This window comes from Lysinibacillus sp. NPDC047702 (genome assembly GCF_050272555.1).
Lineage (GTDB): Bacteria > Bacillota > Bacilli > Bacillales_A > Planococcaceae > Lysinibacillus.
The window spans coordinates 1-22,782 of record NZ_JBNNMG010000079.1; the positions used below are offsets into that span (position 1 = coordinate 1).

27 protein-coding genes are annotated in these 22,782 nt (G+C 35.3%); 2 read left to right on the forward strand and 25 right to left on the reverse strand.

The genetic code is table 11. The annotated features are described in order from the left end of the window. Positions 1-445: 445 nt before the first annotated feature. The 13 genes from ACQKIM_RS24490 to ACQKIM_RS24550 form a co-directional block, all read right to left on the reverse strand. The gene (locus ACQKIM_RS24490) at positions 446-715 is read right to left on the reverse strand and encodes a hypothetical protein (RefSeq protein ID WP_427548968.1); all 270 of its coding nucleotides are present in this window, start codon (positions 713-715) and stop codon (positions 446-448) included. Positions 716-804: 89 nt separating this feature from the next. Beyond that, the gene (gene accC / locus ACQKIM_RS24495) at positions 805-2,172 is read right to left on the reverse strand and encodes an acetyl-CoA carboxylase biotin carboxylase subunit (protein ID WP_427548970.1); all 1,368 of its coding nucleotides are present in this window, start codon (positions 2,170-2,172) and stop codon (positions 805-807) included. Between the two features lie 12 nt (positions 2,173-2,184). Continuing rightward, complete coding sequence (accB, locus tag ACQKIM_RS24500; RefSeq protein WP_427548971.1) at positions 2,185-2,676, reverse strand: acetyl-CoA carboxylase biotin carboxyl carrier protein; 492 nt, start codon at positions 2,674-2,676, stop codon at positions 2,185-2,187. A 200-nt stretch (positions 2,677-2,876) separates the two neighbouring features. Further along, entirely contained in the window at positions 2,877-3,434 is a 558-nt protein-coding gene (locus ACQKIM_RS24505) for a SpoIIIAH-like family protein (protein WP_427548973.1), read from the reverse strand. After that, on the reverse strand, positions 3,435-3,854 hold the full coding sequence (locus tag ACQKIM_RS24510) for a hypothetical protein (protein WP_427548975.1): 420 nt from the start codon (positions 3,852-3,854) through the stop codon (positions 3,435-3,437). 207 nt (positions 3,855-4,061) lie between these two features. Then, positions 4,062-4,973, reverse strand: coding sequence for a stage III sporulation protein AE (locus ACQKIM_RS24515; protein ID WP_427548977.1), 912 nt, complete (start codon positions 4,971-4,973; stop codon positions 4,062-4,064). Between the two features lie 12 nt (positions 4,974-4,985). Continuing rightward, on the reverse strand, positions 4,986-5,363 hold the full coding sequence (locus ACQKIM_RS24520; RefSeq protein WP_427548979.1) for a hypothetical protein: 378 nt from the start codon (positions 5,361-5,363) through the stop codon (positions 4,986-4,988). Between the two features lie 6 nt (positions 5,364-5,369). Then, positions 5,370-5,579 (reverse strand): hypothetical protein, encoded by a 210-nt coding sequence (locus ACQKIM_RS24525; RefSeq protein WP_012295089.1) that lies wholly within the window; start codon positions 5,577-5,579, stop codon positions 5,370-5,372. Between the two features lie 133 nt (positions 5,580-5,712). Continuing rightward, positions 5,713-6,720, reverse strand: coding sequence for an NAD(P)H-dependent flavin oxidoreductase (locus ACQKIM_RS24530; RefSeq protein ID WP_427548981.1), 1,008 nt, complete (start codon positions 6,718-6,720; stop codon positions 5,713-5,715). 202 nt (positions 6,721-6,922) lie between these two features. Beyond that, positions 6,923-7,480, reverse strand: coding sequence for an elongation factor P (efp, locus tag ACQKIM_RS24535; RefSeq protein ID WP_427548983.1), 558 nt, complete (start codon positions 7,478-7,480; stop codon positions 6,923-6,925). Positions 7,481-7,497: 17 nt separating this feature from the next. Further along, complete coding sequence (locus tag ACQKIM_RS24540) at positions 7,498-8,559, reverse strand: M24 family metallopeptidase (RefSeq protein WP_427548985.1); 1,062 nt, start codon at positions 8,557-8,559, stop codon at positions 7,498-7,500. Between the two features lie 2 nt (positions 8,560-8,561). Further along, entirely contained in the window at positions 8,562-8,996 is a 435-nt protein-coding gene (aroQ, locus tag ACQKIM_RS24545) for a type II 3-dehydroquinate dehydratase (protein WP_427548987.1), read from the reverse strand. A 61-nt stretch (positions 8,997-9,057) separates the two neighbouring features. Beyond that, entirely contained in the window at positions 9,058-9,483 is a 426-nt protein-coding gene (locus ACQKIM_RS24550; protein WP_427548989.1) for a hypothetical protein, read from the reverse strand. Between the two features lie 172 nt (positions 9,484-9,655). On the opposite strand from ACQKIM_RS24550, the gene ACQKIM_RS24555 reads away from it, so the two are divergent. Further along, a complete protein-coding gene (locus ACQKIM_RS24555; RefSeq protein ID WP_427548991.1) occupies positions 9,656-10,588 on the forward strand; it encodes a DUF1385 domain-containing protein in 933 nt (310 codons plus the stop codon). Positions 10,589-10,641: 53 nt separating this feature from the next. Here the strand turns inward: ACQKIM_RS24555 and ACQKIM_RS24560 are convergent, their stop codons facing one another. From ACQKIM_RS24560 to ACQKIM_RS24615, 12 genes are all read right to left on the reverse strand, one after another. Then, positions 10,642-11,367 (reverse strand): ABC transporter permease, encoded by a 726-nt coding sequence (locus ACQKIM_RS24560; protein WP_427548993.1) that lies wholly within the window; start codon positions 11,365-11,367, stop codon positions 10,642-10,644. Further along, positions 11,364-12,089: an ABC transporter ATP-binding protein gene (locus ACQKIM_RS24565; RefSeq protein WP_427548995.1), complete on the reverse strand. Its 726-nt coding sequence runs from the start codon at positions 12,087-12,089 to the stop codon at positions 11,364-11,366. Before ACQKIM_RS24565 ends, ACQKIM_RS24560 begins: the two co-directional genes overlap by 4 nt. Continuing rightward, the gene (locus ACQKIM_RS24570) at positions 12,079-12,546 is read right to left on the reverse strand and encodes a DUF3021 domain-containing protein (protein WP_427548997.1); all 468 of its coding nucleotides are present in this window, start codon (positions 12,544-12,546) and stop codon (positions 12,079-12,081) included. The genes ACQKIM_RS24565 and ACQKIM_RS24570 overlap by 11 nt, the downstream gene beginning before the upstream one ends. Before the next feature lie 11 nt (positions 12,547-12,557). After that, entirely contained in the window at positions 12,558-13,028 is a 471-nt protein-coding gene (locus tag ACQKIM_RS24575; protein ID WP_427548999.1) for a LytTR family DNA-binding domain-containing protein, read from the reverse strand. A gap of 283 nt (positions 13,029-13,311) precedes the next feature. Then, positions 13,312-14,238, reverse strand: a complete 927-nt coding sequence (locus tag ACQKIM_RS24580) for an alpha/beta hydrolase fold domain-containing protein (RefSeq protein ID WP_427549001.1) — start codon at positions 14,236-14,238, stop codon at positions 13,312-13,314. Positions 14,239-15,223: 985 nt separating this feature from the next. Next, positions 15,224-15,937, reverse strand: a complete 714-nt coding sequence (locus ACQKIM_RS24585) for a UDP-N-acetylmuramyl pentapeptide phosphotransferase (protein ID WP_427549003.1) — start codon at positions 15,935-15,937, stop codon at positions 15,224-15,226. A gap of 190 nt (positions 15,938-16,127) precedes the next feature. Then, a complete protein-coding gene (locus ACQKIM_RS24590) occupies positions 16,128-17,153 on the reverse strand; it encodes an LCP family protein (protein ID WP_427549005.1) in 1,026 nt (341 codons plus the stop codon). Continuing rightward, the gene (locus tag ACQKIM_RS24595) at positions 17,143-17,670 is read right to left on the reverse strand and encodes a sigma-70 family RNA polymerase sigma factor (protein ID WP_427549006.1); all 528 of its coding nucleotides are present in this window, start codon (positions 17,668-17,670) and stop codon (positions 17,143-17,145) included. The genes ACQKIM_RS24590 and ACQKIM_RS24595 overlap by 11 nt, the downstream gene beginning before the upstream one ends. 301 nt (positions 17,671-17,971) lie before the next feature. Beyond that, positions 17,972-18,595: a hypothetical protein gene (locus ACQKIM_RS24600; protein WP_427549008.1), complete on the reverse strand. Its 624-nt coding sequence runs from the start codon at positions 18,593-18,595 to the stop codon at positions 17,972-17,974. Positions 18,596-19,014: 419 nt separating this feature from the next. Further along, positions 19,015-19,176: an HD domain-containing protein gene (locus ACQKIM_RS24605; protein WP_427549012.1), complete on the reverse strand. Its 162-nt coding sequence runs from the start codon at positions 19,174-19,176 to the stop codon at positions 19,015-19,017. A gap of 125 nt (positions 19,177-19,301) precedes the next feature. Next, positions 19,302-20,189 carry a ribokinase gene (locus ACQKIM_RS24610; protein WP_427549014.1) on the reverse strand — a complete coding sequence of 296 codons (888 nt, stop codon included), beginning with the start codon at positions 20,187-20,189 and terminating at the stop codon, positions 19,302-19,304. 179 nt (positions 20,190-20,368) lie between these two features. Further along, positions 20,369-21,322, reverse strand: a complete 954-nt coding sequence (locus ACQKIM_RS24615; RefSeq protein ID WP_427549010.1) for a nucleoside hydrolase — start codon at positions 21,320-21,322, stop codon at positions 20,369-20,371. A gap of 93 nt (positions 21,323-21,415) precedes the next feature. Here ACQKIM_RS24615 and ACQKIM_RS24620 point away from each other — a divergent pair, with 93 nt between their 5' ends. Beyond that, positions 21,416-22,054, forward strand: a complete 639-nt coding sequence (locus ACQKIM_RS24620; RefSeq protein WP_427549011.1) for a Crp/Fnr family transcriptional regulator — start codon at positions 21,416-21,418, stop codon at positions 22,052-22,054. The last annotated feature ends 728 nt before the right edge of the window (positions 22,055-22,782 follow it).

The window sequence follows — 22,782 nt, forward strand, 5'->3', positions numbered from 1 at the left end:
TTGAACAAATCAAAAATGAGTTACAAGTAGCTTAGGGTACCTGTCATTGATTCGCGTATGGTAATTTTTGTATTTAAAAATGCTCATTTAGAGTACTACTCTATTATTCCCTATTAATACGGACAAATAATATGAATCGTAGCCATCTACGCTTCTATTATATATAATGCGAATATCTACATTAGTTAATTTTTAAAAAGGTAGTTGCTCTATAGTCACTACAACATCATTCCTTTTATTTAAACATCTTTAGTCATAACCATCATCTTTTGGAATGACTTCGGTACTTCATAGAAATTACTGTAACTGTTTGTTGCCATTCTATCACCATCTGACATACCTATCACATAGTAGTCTTGATTGAACTTGAAAGAAATCAGATCGTAACCCTTTAGAGCATTAAGGTATTTAATCATTGTGCGTCTTGGTAGACCTGCTTCAACACTTAGTTTCTCGTAAGAACATCATAACCATTTCTAAAAATGTCATGCTTATGCTTCAACCAACTATACAAATAGAAGCCTATTGTGCCAATTTCTCCCGACAATCGCATTTGCTCTTTGACAATCATTAAAGCTGAATGAGCGCTAATGCGATTGCCTTTTAATCGAACAGAATTAACATCTACCACAATGGATGGCGCTATAATAAATGGCTCGTCATGCTCATTCTTAGCCAAATCAAATATCCCTGTTCTTTGCTTATTTTTGGACATAAAAAAACCTCCAATCTAAATAAATTTAGTTAGAGGTAAAAAATTTCGGATATTCCTATTTGTTTTATTCCAAGTTTTTTCCCTAATGCTTACTTCGCTTTTTCCGCTACACCCAATACATCATTCTCTTCAAGGAACTTCGTATTGAATTGCGCCGATTTGAAAACGTCATTGTTCATCAATGCTTGGTGGAATGGAATTGTTGTATTGATACCAGGACCAGATACTTCAAATTCGCTTAGCGCGCGGTTCATTTTCGCAATCGCTTCTTCACGTGTGTCTGCATGAACAATAAGTTTTGCCACCATTGAATCGTAATACGGTGGGATTGTATAGCCAGCATAAACTGCAGAATCAATACGTACACCATAGCCGCCTGGCGTTACATACGTATCGACAGTACCAGCTGAAGGCATGAAGTTTTTATATGCATTCTCTGCATTAATTCGGCATTCAATTGCCCAACCATTTAATTTTATATCATCTTGTGTAAACGGCAGTTTTGCACCAGATGCAATTTTTAATTGTTGTTGTACAAGATCTACACCAGAAATCATTTCTGTTACTGGGTGCTCTACTTGGATACGAGTATTCATTTCCATGAAGTAGAATTTATCTTCTTGATAGTCATAAATAAACTCGATTGTTCCAGCGCCTTCATAGTTACAAGCTTGTGCCGCTTTAACAGCAGCCGCTCCCATTTCAGCACGACGTTCAGAAGATAGAGCTGGAGATGGAGCTTCCTCTACTAATTTCTGCATACGACGTTGAACTGTACAGTCACGTTCACCTAAATGTACGACATTCCCATGACCATCTGCTAATACTTGGATTTCACAGTGACGGAAGTACTCGATGAATTTCTCTAAATATACGCCAGGGTTACCGAATGCTGCAGCAGCCTCTTTTTGCGTAATTTCGATGCCTTTCACAAGATCTTCTTCTGTACGAGCTACACGGATCCCTTTACCGCCACCACCAGCAGTTGCTTTGATGATAACTGGGTAACCGATTTTTGCAGCCCATTCTTTACCTGTTTCGATGTCTGGAACAATACCAGTACCTGGAACAAGCGGAACACCTGCTGCTTCCATTGTAGTACGGGCAACGTCTTTAATACCCATAATTTTAATGGAATCAGATGAAGGACCAATAAATTTAATGCCAGCATTTTCACAAGCTTCAGCAAAATCAGCGTTTTCAGATACAAAGCCGTAACCTGGGTGAATACCATCAGCACCCGTTTTCTCTGCTACGCTTAGTAAAGCCGGGAAGCTAAGATAAGAATCTTTGGATAGCTTTGGCCCGATGCAATATGCTTCGTCTGCTAATTTCACATGTAATGCGTCTGCGTCTGCTTCAGAGTATACGGCAACAGATTGAATGCCTAACTCTTTACAAGCACGAATGATACGCACAGCGATTTCGCCGCGGTTTGCAATTAAAACTTTTTTCATGGTTTGCACTCCTTACTCAGCTTTTACAAGGAATAATGGTTGTCCGTATTCTACTAATTCGCCATCTTTAACAAGTACTTCAACGATTTCCCCTTGAACTTCTGCTTCAATTTCGTTGAATAGCTTCATAGCTTCTACGATACAAACGATTGTTTCGTTACCAACTTTGTCACCCACTTTAACATAAGCTGGTGATTCTGGATTTGGAGACTGGTAGAAAGTACCAACCATAGGCGATACAACTTTATGTAACGATGGGTCGTTAGCTGCTGGTGCTGCTGCTGGAGCTTCTTCAGCTTTCGCTGGAGCTGCCGCAGGAGCTGCTGGTGCAGATTGTTGTACAACAGGGGCTACTACTTCTTTTTTCGGTGCTACAGTTTCAGTAACAACAACACCATTCTTTTTTAACTTAACTTTTGCGCCATCTACTTCATACACAAACTCGTCAATTGAAGAAGAATCTACTAATTTAATGATTTCACGAATTTCTTGAATTTTGAACATTTCTAACTCTCCTTATGAAATAAAATCTACTACAAGCACTATTCTATATTTTTTTCGAACAATTTGAAATAGTTAAATGAAAATTAAGTAAATATGAACAAAATAAAAGGCTTTCCTTTACTAAACGAAAGCCTTTTCATTGCACTGATATATAACAATGACTAATAAATAAACAGAATATTCCTTTTTTTCTTTATCTTTTAATAGTTATTAGCACTGAATTTTACTTGTACATCATTTGCGCCTTCCCACTCCGTTCTTACTAAATAAATGATTTCATTTGCTTGAGATTTTGATAGCTCTTCCGCCATAACTGTAACAGATACTTTGCCACCGTCTGCTTTTACAAACGCATCGGAGTAGCCTAAAGATTTAATTAACATTTCTAGCATTGCTTCTGCCGATTCTTGTTTAATAAGACTATCAATGTCATTAAATGCTTGATTTTTTTCATCTGCAGTGTATTCTTGAGAAGCAATCTTCTGCGTTAATTGTTGACGAAGCTGGCTTCTTTCATCACTAACTTGCATGCGCATTTCTTCAAACAAATGGCTAGGTGAGGAAACTTCCTGCGTCAAATCCTCTTTCGTAGCCTCCTGATCTGTTACACCTGTTACGGCAGTTTGCTGTAAAGTATCATCTGTAAAAATAGTTAGTCCATTAAATTGTTTTGCTGGATCAACCAAATAATACACTGAAATTACTGCTACTAGACTTAATAATGTCATAAACCAAACTGTTCTTCTACGTACGCGCATTTACTTTTCCTCCTTATTTTCCATTGGAACAATAATTATCCGATGAATCGGTAACTGCATCACTTGACTGACAACCGCACGAATCTCATTTTTCACAAAGATATCTTTTGCACCTTCTGAAACAATGAGCAGCCCTGTTACTTCTTTCGTACTTTGCTCAGTCCCTCGAAAATATTGGCTAAATAGTTTATTTTCGTCCTTCTCATCAGTCATCTCTCCATAATAAAAATATACTTTAACCTCCCCAACACCTTGCATTGCTTTCAGTGTCTGTTCCAGTTTTTCTTCATTGGTTGTCGGTGTTGCTTGATTATTTGTAGAATTCGTTTGATACATGGGTAAAATGATGAAAATTCCTACGGAGGCGGCAATAAGCATTAAGATCATAAATGACGTTGTTTTTTTTCGAGCCTTTTCCACATCACTTGTACATTGCCTCCTTTCATCTTCTCTTTTTCAAGTGTATGTACGCTTGTTTCTTCCTATGAATTGATAAATGGAATCTTTAATAGCAATTGCAAAAATACTAACGTAATCACCAGTTTTGTCAGTGAAATTATTTCTTTATCATCTGTCAAAAAGACAAATATCTGACATACAAAGAGCAATGCCAATAAAAGAATCAATCTATCTCCCCCCGGCCATAACTTGTACAAAAACGATGAGGAAAAAACAAGAAAACATAAATGAAAAAGCAATTAAAAATGATACTGCACATAACGTAAATAGAGATTTACTAACGTGATCTAGTAATCTGCAAATATCATCAAAAGCAATCGGCTCTAAAATAGCTGCCAGTAATTTTAACGAGTAAGCACTGATAACAAGCTGTAATGTCGGAATAAATGACACAGTAATAACCGCTATAAAGGCACTAATACTACTAATAGAAGAGGAAAATTGTGTCATATGCTGGAACATTGAAAAACTATCAACAATAAAAGAGCCAACCACTGGAATATTTTCTTCAATTAATTTTTTGACAGGCTCTGCAACCGCTGCATTCACACTAAATGCCGCTACACCGCTCGCTGACATTAAAATAATGTAGCAAATAACAGATGCAGAGACGATGCTCATAATGGTAAAACGGATCAAATCAGCAATTCTTGTAAAGGAAATTTCTTTCACAATGACACTACATACATCAAATACAATGGCAAATAACACGCCTGGTATCAGCCACTTACTACTAACTATTGTTAGGACTTGTACAAAAAAAAGTAAAAAAGGCTGCCAGGAAGCAATTGCCGTAATACTACTTGATAAAAGAAAGCTTGAAGTAAGGATGGGGTAAAATGCTGTAAATATGTGGGCAAGTCCCTGTGCTATTTCATCAATTAGTTGAAATGACTTCACTACTACAGGTCCTATTGTTGCGAGCACAATCAGGAAGAATAGTATTCTTGTCCCTTTTTCGAATGTAGGTAATAGCATATTTATGATTAAAATAATGACGACATACCCACACAGGGTGAGCGTCATCTTCAGCAAGAGAAAAAATGGATCAATTAAAAATGACAGTATCTGCTCCTGCATGATCTTCGCCCCTTAGTTTAGCCGTTGTAAAATAGCTGACACCTCCTGTAAAACAGCCAAAAATTCTTTAAACCAATACAATAAAATAACAATTTTAACCCCATCAATCACTATGTTTCCGAGTACTTTATAATTGTGCTCTACAAGTAACATTGACATCCATTGCCCCACATAAAAAAGACTGGCACTTACAACAATCGCTTTTGCATATGGTAAAATAGCCAACGTCTCGAGCAGCTGTTTGATGAACGGCAATAAGAGTGTCGAGAACAACATACCGAACAATAAAAATGAAAACATTACACTAATTAGCGCATGGAGTGGCTGTATGACTTCTTTTATAAGTAATAATAAAAGCAGCATGACAACAGCTACGATGACAATTTCCATCTACACTTACCCTGAAGAGGTCAACCATTGAAAGAATGTAAGGATTTCATTGAAAAATAGACGTAAAAATCTCAACAATTCCGCTGTCATGTATAAATAAGCAATGAAAAAGAGGAAAAACGAAAATTCTTTTTTTCCTGTTTGGTCAAAGAAAACATGAAGAAGCGCAACTACTAGTCCCACTCCAGCGACTCTTAATACGTCTTGTAATTCCATGCATACGCCCCCTCGTGTACAGCAATATATGTTGCAACCAATAAAAAAAGACCTCTATACATTTGTATAGAGATCTCAGTTTTAAGGACGTGTTGTTCTACCGTTTTAAACGGTGAACAACACATCAATATAATCATAGTAATTTTTCAATAATGTTTTTCACAGTGCCTGTCTGTTTTACTAAATAGCTATTTTCACCCATCCACATAGATAGATATTCAGCATTCCCCTGTTCCGCACTTTCTTTACGAATCGTTGTCGTTAAATGATTTTGCAAAGGATAGGGAGCTACAGGTGCATCTTTCATACGTTCTGTAAAATCATTCGCTAAGCCTCTTGCTGGTTTTCCTGTAAATGCACGAGTAATAGTCGTTTGCTGTGCTTCTGATTGGAGTACAGCATTTTTATAGAGCGGTGAAATTTCACACTCATCTGCCACTAATAAAGCCGTGCCAATTTGAACTGCCTGTGCACCGCTGGCTAAAGCTTTTTCCACATCTTCTTTCGTGACAATTCCCCCTGCAGCAATAATAGGAATTGAAATTTGTCCAACTACTTGCTGCAATAAGTCATGCAATGTAATTAATTGCATAGGTTCAGTGAAGGAGCCGCGATGACCTCCAGCCTCACGACTTTGCAGAACTACAGCATGCATCCCCTCCTGTTCTACACGCTTTGCCTCTTCTAACGTAGTGGCTGTACCAATAACAAATACCTTATTGTCCTTTAAACGTTGAATAACAGCTGCAGAAGGTATGCCAAATGTAAAGGAACAAACGGCAACATTTTCATCAAGAATAGCTTGCACTTGTCCTTCAAATACTTCCTTGGACATAACACTTTGTACAGGTGAAAGACCCAGCTCATCATAAAATGGTTGTAAGGCCATACGAGCTTTTTGAAGGACTTCGATATCAATACGTGGATCTTCCTGAACAAATAAATTCACAGCAAAGGGCTTCTTTGTAAGCTTTTTTACTTCCTGGATAAAACTTTTTGTTTGCTCTCCATTTAAATAACCCGCCCCTATCGAGCCTAAAATTCCTTCCTCCGCACAGGCAGCAACAAATTTTGGTGATGTTACACCTGCCATCGGTGCTTGAATTATTGGATAAGATATCCCTAATGTTGTTTGTAGCATAGCACTCACTCCTCACGTTTATTGTAACATTTCTGCCATGTATGACCATAAATCGTATGATAGAAACAATTGCAAGGCTAGTAAAAAAACGTACAACGCCCCTATCGAATGTCACAAAAAACAGTTTTTTTTGCTTTATATGTATAAAAAACAAATAAAAACCTACTCTTTCGCTTATAAAAGAGCAGGTTTTTTAAAGGCATTACGCACGAGAAACGTATGAGCCTTCTTCTGTATTGATAATTAACTTATCACCTTGGTTAACGAAGAATGGCACTTGTACAATAAGTCCTGTTTCAAGTGTAGCAGGTTTTGTACCACCTGAAGCTGTATCTCCTTTGATACCAGGCTCTGTTTCTGTTACTTCTAGCTCTACAGTGTTTGGTAACTCAACACCTAGCATTTCACCTTGGTATGATTGAATATAAACTTCCATATTCTCTCTAAGGTATTTTAATTCATATTCAATAGCATCTGAAGCTAGTTCAGTTTGCTCGTACGATTCTAAGTCCATGAACACATGCTCGTCACCTTGTGCATAAAGATATTGCATTTTACGATTGTCAATTTGTGCTTTTTCAACTTTCTCGCCAGCACGGAATGTTTTCTCATTCACTGAACCGTTACGAAGATTACGTAATTTAGAACGTACAAACGCAGCACCTTTACCTGGTTTAACGTGTTGGAAATCTAACACGCGGTATAATTGGCCATCTACAATAATTGTAAGTCCTGTACGAAAATCATTTACTGAAATCATTTGTGTTCCTCCAAATTTTATAAAATAATAAGCTCTTTTGACGAATGTGTTAACAGTTCATTACCAGTCTCTGTGATTAAGATATCATCCTCAATACGGACACCACCGATACCTGGTAAATAAACTCCTGGTTCAATCGTTACAGCCATCCCTGGCTCTAACACCGTATCTGAACGTATTGATAAGCCAGGACCTTCATGTACTTCAAGACCAATTCCATGTCCTAATGAATGACCAAATGCCTCACCATAGCCTTTTTCTTTAAGGTAATCACGTGCAATCGCATCTGCTTGGATGCCTGTTAGCCCAGGACCTACCTTTTCAAGTGCTAATAGCTGAGAAGCAAGGACTGCATTATACATATCCACTAATTTTTCAGATGGCTCGCCAACTGCCACAGTACGTGTAATATCCGAAATATAGCCATTATACAGTGCGCCAAAGTCTAATGTGACAAAGTCGCCTTTTTCAATTACTTTATTCGTTGCAACGCCATGCGGTAATGCTGAACGAAGGCCAGATGCAACAATAGTATCAAATGAGGACTGGGTTGCTCCTTGTTTACGCATGAAAAATTCTAATTCATTCGAAACCTCAAGCTCTGTTTTACCAGGCTTGATGAAGTCTAAAATATGTGTAAATGCGTGATCAGCAATTTCACACGCAACCTTAATAATATTAATCTCTTGTTTCGTCTTAATCAAGCGAATTTTTTCAATTAGCCCAGAAATCGGCACTAAATCAGCTTGAATCTTACTTTTATATAGCTCATATGTGCCATAGCTGACAGTATCTTTCTCAAAGCCCAGTAGTTTAATACCCATGTTTGTTACTTGCGTTGCAATTTCTTCAATAATCGTTGCCTCGTGCTTTACAATTCGGAAATCTTGTACTTGTGCAGCCGCTTGCTCTGTATAACGGAAATCTGTGATAAACACAGCATCATTTTGAGACACAATCGCTACGCCCGCTGTACCTGTAAAACCAGTCATATAACGACGGTTGTACCCGTTTGTAATTAAAATGCCATCGATGTTTTGTTCTTGAAGTGTCTTACGTAGCTTTTGCAATTTCAACATAATCAATTCTCCCTCTCAATAAATGTGCGTAGTGCCAGTTCATAGCCCTTCGTACCTAGTCCACATATCTGACCAAGGCATGCCGGAGCAAGATAGGAATGATGACGGAAAGCCTCGCGTTTATGGATATTTGAAATATGTACTTCGATAACTGGCACAGTGATTCCAGCAATGGCGTCATGTAACGCGATGCTTGTATGGGTATATGCTCCAGGATTAAAGATAATTCCATTATATTTTTCGTCCTCTGCTTCTTGCAGCCAATCAATCAGTACTCCTTCATGATTAGACTGACGAAAATCGACAGTAGCACCAAGAGACGCCGCAAGATTCTGAACATTATTTTTCACATCATCTAATGTTTCATGTCCATAAATTTGTGGCTCTCGTTTACCCAGTCGATTTAAGTTAGGTCCATTCAAACATAATAACTTCACGCATCTTCGCCTCTTTCTATGTACTTGCCATTTATTTTATCATACACAACGTATACATCAACTAATTTCCTTTCTGGGCTGTATGTTCTTTCTGATGAAAATTCGCTGTTTCAAGCAAGAAACGTAAAAGACAAATAACGACCACCATAAAGGGAATCGATAATTTCTTAAAGGAAGAAAGATGCATAGGTAAATCAAGAACAACCCATTCTAATGTAATTGTCACCAATAGTCCAAGTAAAAATGAAGATAGAACTGCTGGAATAATATAGACATATCTCAACAATATAAATAACAAAAACCCTATGATAAATAGACATAAAATCAGAAAACTCCAATGAAAGAGTTTTGAGCTATCCTCAAACAGCTCCCATTTCTTATAAAAGCCTACTGGACTCCATTTAATAAGATGAAAGTAATGTAAGCCCTTTAAGCACAATGCTAAAACAAGGGCACTGACAAGGGAAGTGATACTAGCTATTTTCAAGTAAAAATCCTCCTAATTAATATGCTTGATTGATTTTTTAGTTGTTCATCATTTCCTTAATTGTACGAATAGTGTAGCCATATAGAAATTTTACTATGCGTAACTCTAGAGGTTTTTCATTAAATTTAGTACAATGGTACAGTTGAAATATATATAGAGAGTGGTGTTAGCCTTGAGCAATTCACCTGTATACGGGGGACAAGCACAATTAGAAGGTGTAATGTTCGGAGGAAAGGAACATACGATTACAGCCATTCGCCGTAACGATGATTCCATTGATTATTATCATTATAAAAAAGTTCAAAAACCTATTTTACAAAAGTTAAAAAAAATTCCATTTGTACGCGGAGTTGTGGCGCTGATTGAATCAGCTGGACTAGGCTCTCGTCATATGCAATTTTCAGGTGATCGTTACGATGTTACACCTGGTGAAGAAGAGGAGAACAAAGAGGAAGGCTCTAAGCTGCAAATGATTTTAGGCGTTGCAGTTGTTGGTATACTTTCCTTTTTATTTGGAAAATTCGCCTTCACACTAATTCCTGTATTTATAGCGGACTTTTTCTCAAAATGGATTGAGGGGAAAACTGGACAAATTCTACTGGAAAGTGGCATTAAGCTATTTTTACTATTAACCTATTTATATTTTATATCGTTAACTCCTATTATTAAAAGAGTATTTCAATATCATGGTGCAGAACATAAGGTGATAAATTGCTATGAAGCTGGTATGGAAATAACAGTGAAAAATGTACAAGCTCAATCACGTTTGCATTATCGCTGTGGTAGTAGTTTTATGCTGTTCACTGTCTTTGTCGGCATGTTTTTATATTTCTTCGTGCCTACTGACCCTCTCTGGTTACGTATTGTAGACCGAATTTTATTAATTCCTGTTGTGCTTGGTATTTCTTTCGAGGTACTGCAAGCTACAAATGCATGCCGTAACCTCCCTGTGTTACGCTTCCTTGGCTATCCTGGCTTATGGCTTCAATTACTAACAACTCGTGAGCCAAAGGACGATCAAGTGGAAGTAGCGATTGCTTCCTTTAATATGCTGCTGCAAGTGGAAAAACAGCCAGAAATTGCAGCTACACTAAATCACGACTAAAATAAAGGGCAGTTCAAACTAGAGAACGATCTAGTTTGAATTGCCCTTTATATCTAGCCTCGCATCTTACGTTTGAATAGTAGGATCGCAATTGTAAATATGACAATTGTATATCCTACGACAATAACAAGTGGTATGAAAGCAGCCGCATAACTTGTGCTTTGAACTGCACGTGCTGCATTCACGGCATGCACAAATGGTAAAAATTGTGCAATTGCTTGAAAAGTACCACCAATCATATCAGGTTCGAACCAAGTTCCGCTAAACCAGGTTGATACATTCACAAATATCGCAAAGATACCGCCAACCTGTTTATCCGTAAAAATTGTCCCGAATAATAAGCCTAAGCCAATATAAAATAAGGAAATAATTATAAGTACCCCTACCATAAATAGAATAGAGCTATCCAACGGCAGCCCTAAAAACATGGCAGCGAGCAAACACAATATAATTTGTATGAATGCGATTGGTAGTAAAGGCAGGACATATCCTAAAATATAATCCCCTGCTGACATGGGAGAGGCAAAGATGCGCATTAAAAAGGATGAGCTTCTATCCTTACCAAGTAACATTCCCGAAAAAAGAGTAAGAAAGGAAAAACTAAAAACAATAACACCTGGAGTTAGGTTACTAATTTCATAGAAAGCAAATGGCATATTTTTTTGCATAACTGAAAATAAGCACATAAGTAGGATCGGTAAGCCTAAGCCAATTAACAGTGTTACTGGATCACGAACGATTTCCTTATGATTTCTTGCCGCAAATACATTAGCTCTCAACATAAGCCCTCCTCTGTATATGCTAAAAATATTTCTTCCAAGGATGGTTGTTTTGTTTCATGCATCAATTGCTGAATTGTGCCAAGCGCACAAAGCCTACCGTGATGCATAATGCCTACACGATCTGCAAGCATCTCAACCTCTTCTAAATAATGAGTTGTTAAAACAATCGTTACTTGACCCTTTAATCCACTTAGGATTTTCCATAAATCACGGCGCGCACGTACATCCAAACCTAATGTAGGTTCGTCCAGAAAAAGTATTTTAGGATTTGACATCATAGCCATTGCGATGCTTAATCGACGCTTAAATCCACCTGATAGTGTTTTGGCCTTGTCGTTCTGACGTGGCGGAAGGGCAAACAATTTCATATATGCATTAGCCCGTTCCCTTGCCTGTGTTTTAGAGCACCCATAAATCCGTCCCATAAAAAGTAAATTTTCAAATACTGTTAAATTTGGTGCAACCGCTGTTTCCTGCGGAGAAACATTTATAATCTTCTTTGCCTCAACCTGATGATGAACGATACTTTTTCCATCCAACAGAGCATCACCATCTGTTGGCAGCAGAAGTCCACAAAGCATTTTTATTGTGGACGTTTTGCCTGCTGCATTTTGACCAAGAAGTGCGAAAAATTCTCCTTGCTTTATGCTGAATGTTAACTGATCCACAACTACTTTTTCGTGGTAACGTTTGGTTAGTTCCTTTATTTCAATTGTCATGCAACTCACCTTCCTTTTTTAACATAGCATTAATTTGTTCAATATCACGTTTTGAAAATTTATATTGCAATAGCCATGTCATAATATATGTTCCTAAAAAACTTGCAAGCAAGGAGAACACATTCGCCATCGTTTTCGGCATCCATAACGTCATAACAATAGGTACCCAAACAATTGCCGTTACAGCAAAATGCACGATATATTGCTGTAACATCCCCCATCTAGCTATTTCAAAAAATCGTGCAGCTAAGGCAAATGTTATCCCAATCAACCCCGTCATCAACATCTGTGCAATAATGGCCATTGCTTCATTAGGAAAATATGCTTGAAATTCTGGAACAACCCAAGCATAGCCCTTTTGTTCTATCCCCATTGCTACAAAAAATTGTACTAATAATCCAAGGATAACACCGATTACAAATCCTCCTACAATACGTATCAGTATGTCTTTATGCATATATTTTCACCTCATAACCCTAACTGCTTTTTGATTTTTGCGACGTAGCGCCTTGAAGCATATGTATGGATACTTCCTTTTAGTTCAACACCAATTGTCCCGGTTTTGCTAATATCCATGCGTTTTATCATGTGTCGGTTGACAATTTCAGCATTTGAGATTCGTACAAACATCTGCGTATTTAACCTTTCCTCCAGTTCATACAAGCGCATGCGTACCGTATAAATTCCGTTTAATGTTTGAGCAAATACCTTCTTTTGTTCCGTATATATGCGGATGATATCCTGACAATCGATAAACTCGACACCTCTATCTGATAACACCGATAATGTATGGATTCCAGCTGAAGAAATACAATGCAGAAGATGCTCAATTTCATCTGTCATCTCTGCTGTATGAATTGTAACCTTTGGCTCTATACATTTAGGGTCAATGGAAACTTCTACCTTCAATATCATCACAGTCCTTTCTAACGCCTTCACTATAAATTTTTCCTTTAACAATGTAAATAAATTTTCGACGACTGGTCATTTTCCGAGGATAACTGGTTCAGTAACTAAATGGTCTCTATCAGCCTTGTGATGAAAGTCTGAAATGAATTTAATAAATCTTGTTAAAAGAGAAAAGCGTGTTTTGAATTGATCAAAACACGCTTTTTCTATACTTAATTGTTATAAAAAAGTTTGATGATTTTTGTGATCCTTGCTTATTTAAAGTTCTCTTTTAATTTAATAATGAACATATAGCATTACCCTATTTCAACTCTTATTCACTAATAATATTAATAATTTTCTGCTGAGCATCCATGGCTTCAGGGATAGGCATTGCAACAAACACATGATTCATTTTAGGATAAACAAAGGTAGTAATTTCAATTCCTTGTTCTGTTAGTAGTTCATCAAATTTTATTGCATCTGGATATAAACTTTCATGTGTTCCAATGAAATGAGTCATCTTCCCAAGTCCTTTAAAGTCACCGTAAATTGGACTAATCAACGGGTCCTTTAAATGTTTATCAGCTGCCCAAATCTTTGTAATGACTTCCATTCCCTCACTAGCTAGCATCGGGTCCTTTTCCTCATACTCAGGTATAAGAGGATTTTCTAAACCCATATCAACACATGCAGATAGTAAAATAAGATCTTTTGGTTGTGATAGATCATTCCTCTTCAAAAGTTGGACCAGACCAAGTGCTATATTTCCGCCTGCTGAATCTCCTATGATGGTCAATTGATGGGAGCTTTCAACAGTTCCAAGAATTTCTTTATATAAGTCTAGGATTTTTGGGTAAGTATCTTTATAGCTAAAATGTGGTACTTTAGGATAAATGGGTGCAATAATTTTCGCATTTAACGATTGCGCTATTTTATCCATGAGCATCCAGTGTAAATTTAAAGGTTGATTCGTCCAAGCACCACCATGTATATAAAGAATAACTTTTTGATTCATAGACTTTTGGTCATTTAAAGTGAAGACCTGCATATCCTCAAAGGTTTGCTCCATCATATCACTTAAAAATTTAACATCATCACCAATCACATAGGGCTGAATATTTTCAGTTCCCCTTTGCTTTATGAACTGCTTTGTATTTTCAATACTAGAAAAACTTATTTTATTACTTTGGGAAATTAACAATTTTTCAAATTGAACACTTTCTTCAGAACGATCTCCATTAAAAATTTCTACACTCATGTTTCTCTCTCCTTTAAACATTTTGTTTTATAACACGATTGGTTTGATGTATGAGAAATCTTAACAAGGTCTTAAATTTAACAAAGGATTTTAGTTTCCTTCCAAATTTTCTTAAGATAATTTTCTATACCTTTCACCTTTCCGTCAAGTTGCTGGTTCAACAATGTGGCTCAATTATTGAACAAAGAAGTACTCAACAAAATAGATCTTTTTATCAGACTTTATTTTAATTCCACATTTTGAAGTATACTCCTTCAAAATCCACGATTTTTACTGATGAGAATAAAAAAATGCCTATCCGCTCTAATGGCAAGATAATTTTGGTTGGGAATAAAGTTTTTAGCTTACAACGATTAAGAGCATTAACGAGTCTGCCACGGTTGATAGCAGAGCAGAGTAAGGCATAACAAAAGGACTTGTAGTGAATTTTACGCACAAGTCCTGTGGTTGATGTGTAGTGAAGTGTTATTTCGAATGTTGAATAGTCAACAATAGACTACGATTAATATGACCATTGTCTTTAACCATCAAATAAAACTATGATATGAGAAGATGAAACACCATTTTGTTAGTATTTCCCACTCACAGTAATTAGGTAAGCACGACCACCATTGACCATCGGATAATCTCAATTACCACTACCATTTTCAATATGCAAAGATATAGAGTTCATAGCTGACAACAACTGTCTACCTTCAGGTGTATTGGAATTTAACTGCGTTTCACTAGAGCTTAAAAAACAAATAAATACTACTTTTGAACCTGTATGTATTTCTACTGTCTTTCGCACTGTCGAAGCATATCGTTATTTTTTTATGATAAATGAAGTATTTATTTTTTCCTTGTAATTTAGGGAAGTAACTCTACTTTTACCTTTAGTTTTATATCCATAGGAAAACCTTCCTCTTGTACAAGGTTAAATTCAAGCATCAACGCAAGTCCTAAGCTTATTAAACTAAAGCTTCTGTCTGTTGAACATTAATTTCTAAATAATACGATATTTACGTGAAAATTGCGTGATAACCAAAATAATCGTTAACCCAACAACGAGATACCACATTATATGAAAAGGAACTATGAATATTAATACACCAAATAAAATAGCTGTTAAAGTGCTATCTGTAATTGATTGTATACTCGTAAATTTATCTTTAATAAAATAATATAAAGTGAACGGTATTGCTAAAGTAAATATCGGAATATAAATTGTTATAATAGATATTTTAATAAGGGATATTGAAAGTACTGCTAGTACGAAGCCTATTGACGTAGTAAGAGTTCTTCCTACAAATGCTTTACCTGAAAAATAGCCGTATAGCAGAATAAACATAATCGTTAAACTCGCACAAATCCCCGTTATTAAAACAAATGAATGGCCTATGACGAAAGCAGACATTGAGAAACAAACTAAAGAAACGAATGGCAACAGCAATATTGAAGGGCTTTGCACTTTTTCTATATTCATTACATTTGTAAAACCTACAAGTAATAATAAAGTAAATGGAATCGTCAAATATCCTAATTCAAAGTGACTACCTAGATTAATATGACTAACCTCAAGTCTGCCGACCATTATTATTACAAGTGATGCACAAATTTGACCAATCATCCCCCAAATGCTTGATAATTTAAAAGCTTGCGTAAGCTTATCTGTCATTACAATTAAAACGATGCCAATTAATAAAGCTAAATATAACAAATTTTCCCCTCCCAAAATAATTCTTTAGAAATACTCAAAGTTAAATATTCCTATCTGTAATTATATAACACATGTAAAAAATAACCAAATATAATAATAAAAGTGCGTTAATCTACACTTCATTAACGCACCTTTTCTTCACTTAAGTATAAAATTACATCCACAAGTATTTCAATAAAACAATCTTTATTTAGTCAAATGTCGTTAACTCTTCTGAAACAGAATTTAAAAAATCTTGCTCAAACCTATATATGTGTTTACCTTCAGTACTATTTATTATGATTGCGTCTGATATCATTCCATCACTTAAAGAAACTGATTTTATAGAATTAATTTTTATTTGATTCTCTACCAATGAATCAAGCGAGATATTGGCTTCTATTTGAGTAAACAGCTCTTTTAATTGTGTTGGTGGAATCTCGTTTTCTGTTTTATTCAAAATCGCATTCATTAGATTTAATAGATCTTCTTCATCTAAGCTGATTCCCTCTCCAACTGTAGCAGCCATCATTAATGACACAATTTCTTCTCCATTGAAACGATGAGATCCTTTTTCGAAGTCAAATGCCACTTGTGATATCGCTCTTACTCGAATATCTTCTGGCAAGTCGTAATCTATCCCATTCACGGAATCAATTAGCGTTGAAATAGTTTCTAAATCGATCACTGCATAATAATCAATTGGTAAATCTAATAGTTTTGAGACAGCTGTTCTTACATTTTTAGTACCGCCAAAACTATAAGCAAATAACAATTTATCGTACAAAGGGGTCCCATCATTGTTATCCGCTACCTGTACATACGTATCCATAGGGAGCGATACAACTTTCATCATCTTTTTATCTTTATTATAAGTAAGTAAAAGATTAAGATATATTCGATTATCCATCTCTTTCGACTTCACCGTAATTAAAGTGGTTAAAAATTCAGCTTTCTTAACTTCTGGTTCACTTGCAACATTTGTGTTAGATTTTTCATTAAAGCTTCCAGTAAGAATCGATGGCATAAACAAAAATATACACAAGCCTACTACTAATAAGGAAACTGTCAGTGGAGCGAATTTTTTTGAAGAAGAAACAAGAGATTTCTTTTGCGTATTATTATTCTTCTCCAGTTTATGAATTCGTTCAAATACTTCAGTACGGTCTTCTTTCGTAAATTTTAGTTCTTGTTCAGACATTTTATTTAATTTATCTCTTAATCGTTTATCTTCCATTAAGTTCTGCCTCCTTTATCATCGACTCTAATCTTTGTTTTGCTCTTCTTAATCTAGTTTTCACTGTATTAACTGAAATATCCAAAACTATGGCAATTTCCTCTGTGTTTAATGAGTCATAGTAGTATAGATAAACCACCTCCCGATACACTTTTGGAAGAGAAAAGATAGTATCTTTTATTTCTTCATTATTGTATTTATCGATAACTGTTTTTTCTGTTGATGGTAATATTGACTTTGCTGTTTCATTTATAAAACTTTTAACCTGCACCATTTTGTAATTCCAACTTTTTAAATAATCTTTAGATTCGTTAATTGTTATACGATATAGCCATGTTTTTATTTGTGCGTCAAATCGAAACGAATCAAGATTTTTGTAACATTTGATAAACGTATTTTGAACCATATCCTTAGCAATCTCTGTATCTTTCACATAAGAAAATGCCAATCGTACCAACTCATTACCATATTCAATCATTATCTTTTCTAATATGAAATCTTTTTCTTCTCTGTCCAATCTACTACCCTCCCCTTCAACCTACTTCAAATTCTGCTATTAGACGATTATCAATTCATATTAGGTTCATTTTTAATAAAAATATTTATTTCTACCAAATTTAGATAATCATACAGGCTTATTGATTATAATTTTCTTCACAAAAAAATCAACACACCTCTAGAATTTAATAAAGGTGTGTTGATTTTAAAAAACTTTATTATCAATTTTTTTAATAAAGCTATAGATTGTTAAAGTTTGATCATTTTATGATGCTTCCTCCATAGCCCCCGATTGTTGAATAAGCCAGAAATTATAGCTTTTATTTATCGGTCCATAAAACTTTGTATAAAAATGTGAGTTCAGCTTCTTCAATACCCAAGGGTAGTTCCCCATTTTTGCCTCCAACAGAACTAAGTTCGTTTTTAGTAGTGCCTAGCCATGCTGCTAAATAAACAGGTTTATTTTTTTCTAAAATAACTTTTTCGTTGACTAGCTTACTGAAAGAAGAAGTTGTCATATTATTTGAATAAACCGTTGTAGAATTCCCAGTTGGTGTACCAATGATTAGCTTTAAAAAATGACCTTCATTTTCAACATCACTCATTCCAAAAGAAATGAAGCTGTCTTGATATTTTGTTTCAGACCCATCCCAAGTCTTTAGCAATTCCTCTTTAAACTTACCGTTTTTAAATACCTCCACTGAAAATTGCAATTTATCATCTTTTTTCGGAGTGCCATTCAGCTCGAAAAATTCAATTTGTCCCACACCGGTCTTGCTAATAAGAAGGTTTTCTTTCTCGCTTATGTTATATGGCTCAATGGTTATTTCCGTTGCTAATTGCGATTTTTCCTTTTCTAGAGGTTTTTCTTTTTCTACACTTACACACCCTGTTAACAACAAAGCAAAAATTATAAACAAGTAACGGCTTTTAAAGTGTCGCATTTTTGCCCTCCAATTAATCAATGTTTCATTAAAGTCATTTAATATTTTTCTGGGCGTTCCTGTCTAATTAAGATTTCCATTTATAATCTCCTGTTCTTTTAATAAAAGTAATTAGGTTAAAATTCTTCTTACTCTATAAATGGTACTTTCTTAATGCATAGAATCATTAAGAAAGTTTACACCCAGTAACAAACATAAGTTCAACAAACACCTTCAGTATAGTATACAGTTATAATAAAGAGTTATTATTTCGATTTCAATCGTTGATTATATTATTCGCCTTATTGTGCAAACCGGACTATTTATCCCTTGAGCTTTAAGATACTTTTCAATTCGACCGATGAGTTCTTTATTGATCTAACTTGTACCTTGTCTCTCTATCCAATTCTGCTCTTAAATTTATTAAGAAAGCTTCTTGTTCAAAATATTGTAAGATTAAATTCATAGTCGAAGTCAGGAGGATTTTTCCCTTGATTATACTGTATAATGGTTTCATCTTTATCAAGTGCTTTTACCAAAACAGCTTCCTTTGTTACTCCTTCATTGTACTCTTTACAGATATCAATTATATTATCACCAATTTATTACAGTAACAAGCTTACCAACTTTTTAATTGTAGATAAGAATCGAATCATAACCATGCAGGAAAAGCGATGTCATAACTTTCAATAATCGGCAGCTTTGCTATCTATCATGTATATCTAACTTATTTACCGAGTACCTCTGCCAAAATCGGGATTGAAGAAGAAGAGCCTTTTCTAGATACTGCAAGTGAAGCAGCTTTTGAGGCAACGATAAGTGCAAATTTAATATCAGGATTCTGGGAAATCATGCTAAGAAAATAACCCAAGAAAGTATCACCTGCTGCCGTTGTGTCTTTCACTTTGACTTTATAGGCTTCTTGCTTGTGTACTTGTATATTGTCTCTATATATGACGCCATTTGTACCTAAAGTCAACACAACCTTTAAATTACTATAGTTTGATAGTAAGTGATCGAGTATTCTGTTAGGTGATTTTTCTCCACTAATTTCTCGTCCTTCGATCTCATTCAGTATCAGAAAATCAATTTTTGAAAAATCTAAATTCTTAATAGAATCACTTATTGGAGAAGGATTTAACGCAATGGTTAAACCCTTTTTATAAGCAGCATTGATTAGGTAATCTAGACAGTTTATTTCGTTTTGTAGAACTAGGAAATCATCCGAATTGAAGTCCTCAAGTACTTTATCAATTTGTTCGACAGTTATTTCTTTATTCGCTCCACCATAGAGAAAAATACAATTTTCACCTGTAGGAGTCACTTGAATAATGGCATGCCCTGTTATCAAACCGTCCTCATCTATTCCCTCAACACTAATTCCTTCTAATGCTAATTGTTGTTTTAGAAACAGACCATCTTTGCCAATTTTACCTGCATGAAACACTTGAGCACCAGATTTTGCAAGGGCTATGGATTGGTTTAATCCTTTTCCACCTGGATATTCGTCATAGCTGTCCGAAGATATTGTTTCTCCTTCTTTAACAAAGTGAGGAACTGTATCAATTTCGCCTTGGCGTAATTGCGTCCGGATTTTGAATTGTACCTGTACAATTCATTCCTTTGAAAATCCGTGACATCCGCCGGAGGCTTTATCTTCATTCAGTAGGTGTTTAGACACCCATTGAAAAGGAACTAAAACCGAGAGATGGGAGTCTTCTGCTGAATGAAGATAAACTTTATCAATATTTAATGATCCGAAGTTTAAAAATTTCATCTAAACACCCCATAATGTTAACTTACCAATAATGCTAATAGACGTTTCTTGAATAATTGATTGTCAATGGTCTTACAAACTGTTGCATTAGGAATGTGCCCTGCAAATCCATCAGAAATGGCAAGTTTACTACCGTCATTTATTATCACTTGACCATAGGCAGCAGCTTCTGTAGTACACACATAGCAGTAACATAACTTTTCTTCAAGAACGATTTCATCCCATAACACAACACCCATTGCCACGGCATCTGGTAAATCAACAATATGTTCATTACTTCTTTGTATATTATATTCAAGCAAGGAACGGTTACATTTAACAGAGAACACAGCTTCTTCTTTACCACTTGATAGTAATACATCCATATCGTCCTTATTCAAAGCTGCTTCGCCTAAACATACATCAAATCCAATGATAGTAGTAGGTATACCTGAGTTGAGCATAATACTATATGCCTCTGCATCTACATACACATTAAATTCAGCAACAGGCGTAGTATTTCCAGGGCCAAAGCCAGAAGTGCCCATTGTGTAAATATGCTTTACCTTTTTCATTGTCTCCGGTGCTTTTAAAATAGCAAGGGCAATATTTGTAACAGGACCAGTGGTTACAATTTCGATTTCTCCAGGGTTATTTTCAATAATTTCAAGGATAGCATCTACGGCATGCTTGGTTTCTGGCAAAAGAGTAGGATTTATTAAATGACAATCTCCCATTCCGTCATCACCATGAACATTAACAGCTGTAACTAAATCACGCATATGTGGTTTGCCTGCTCCAACATAAAGAGGTGGCTTTTGACCATTAGCAACTTCGATAGTCATTAGTGCATTTTTTGTTGCCAATTCAACTGGGACATTACCACAAACAGTTGTGATCGCTTCTACTTTAAGACTAGTTGATTTTAATGCCATAATTAACGCTACAGCATCATCACTGCCAGTATCTGTGTCAATAATTAATTTCCTCATAACAAGACCTCCAATTCTTATTTGCCCTGATTATATAATTCAATCTATAATGAAAAAAGGTCAAATGACCAAAAGCGAAAAGAAGGTGAAAATATGGATTTAAAAAATATTGTGAATGATGCACCAGCGCATATTAAGAAAGAATTTATCTATAGAAGACACAAGATAGGTAGCCTTATTATTCACCCACATGAACAAAATAATTATCTTTATATTCTAACTACAGGTAGGGCAGAAGTGTATAGACAAAGTTATGAGGGAGCGATGCTTTCCCTATATATTTATGATTCATATAGTTGTTTTGGGGAAATAGAAATTTTTAATGAAAAAATGAAAACACTCGGTGTTATTGCAAAACAAAATTGTGAAACGATAGCTATCCATAAAACAAAGGTTTATGAATGGATGAAAATCGATTTTAATTTTAATTTTTACATAATTAAACAACTTGCCTCAAAATTAACTTTAAGTTCAGATACTACGGCAAAATTATCATTGCTAACAGTTAAAGATCGTATCTTATTAAGTATACATAATCATTATAAAATCGGTGATTTAGATAACCTTACAAAGCAAATTTTATCAAGTGAGGTCTGTGCACCAATTAGAAGCTTAAATCGTTCAATAGCTCAGTGCATAAATGAGGGCGTTATAAGTTATAAAGATAAACAATTCTCTATAAATTCAATTGAAGAAATTGAAAAATACCTTAAAAATTTTTTATTAAGATAAAATTATGGATAATATTTGTTTTCACTTGGCTACGGTAGACTCTCCTCGTTTTTAGAGTCACTACCAACATTTAGGGGATTTTTCAAGCTTCTTTTAAATATGGTTCTTCTGAAGCTTTGTAATAAAGTTTGATCAAAAACCATCTCACAAACCAGCATTTTTCTATATATAAAAAACTCCATTTTGAAAAAAGATTGATCAAAATGGAGTCTTATATTGTAATACTAAGATTGATTTTTATAAAAAAAGATTGATTATTTTCTTCCTATGATGTTCAACAATCGCGCCCTATAATGGAATAACTGAGTAGTTTCTAATGGCTGGGTTCGTAATATAACAGCCACATTCTAAACTGTACTCGATATAGTAGACACTATAATGTATGGAAGGTCTTCAACAATCACCTCAGAACTGATAAACCACATCTCTTGTCGTAAGGAGATGCAAGTTTAGATTGCTTTTGGTAAATTTTTAATCAATTTTTCCAGTAGCAACTTGGCATAGATTCTTCCATTCGAGGAGGACTTCTCCTTTCGCTAGTTTATTAGTTCTTCAATTTATCCATACGTAATTTTATTTTTTGCTCTAGGATTTTTATTTTTATCAATAATCGATTCAAAGAGCCTATTCATAAGTAAGCCCGTATTCAAATAACGCATATAATCACGTAGCACCTCTCGGTACTATAAAGGTATCAATTAAAGGAGGTGCCTTTCATTGCCACAGCA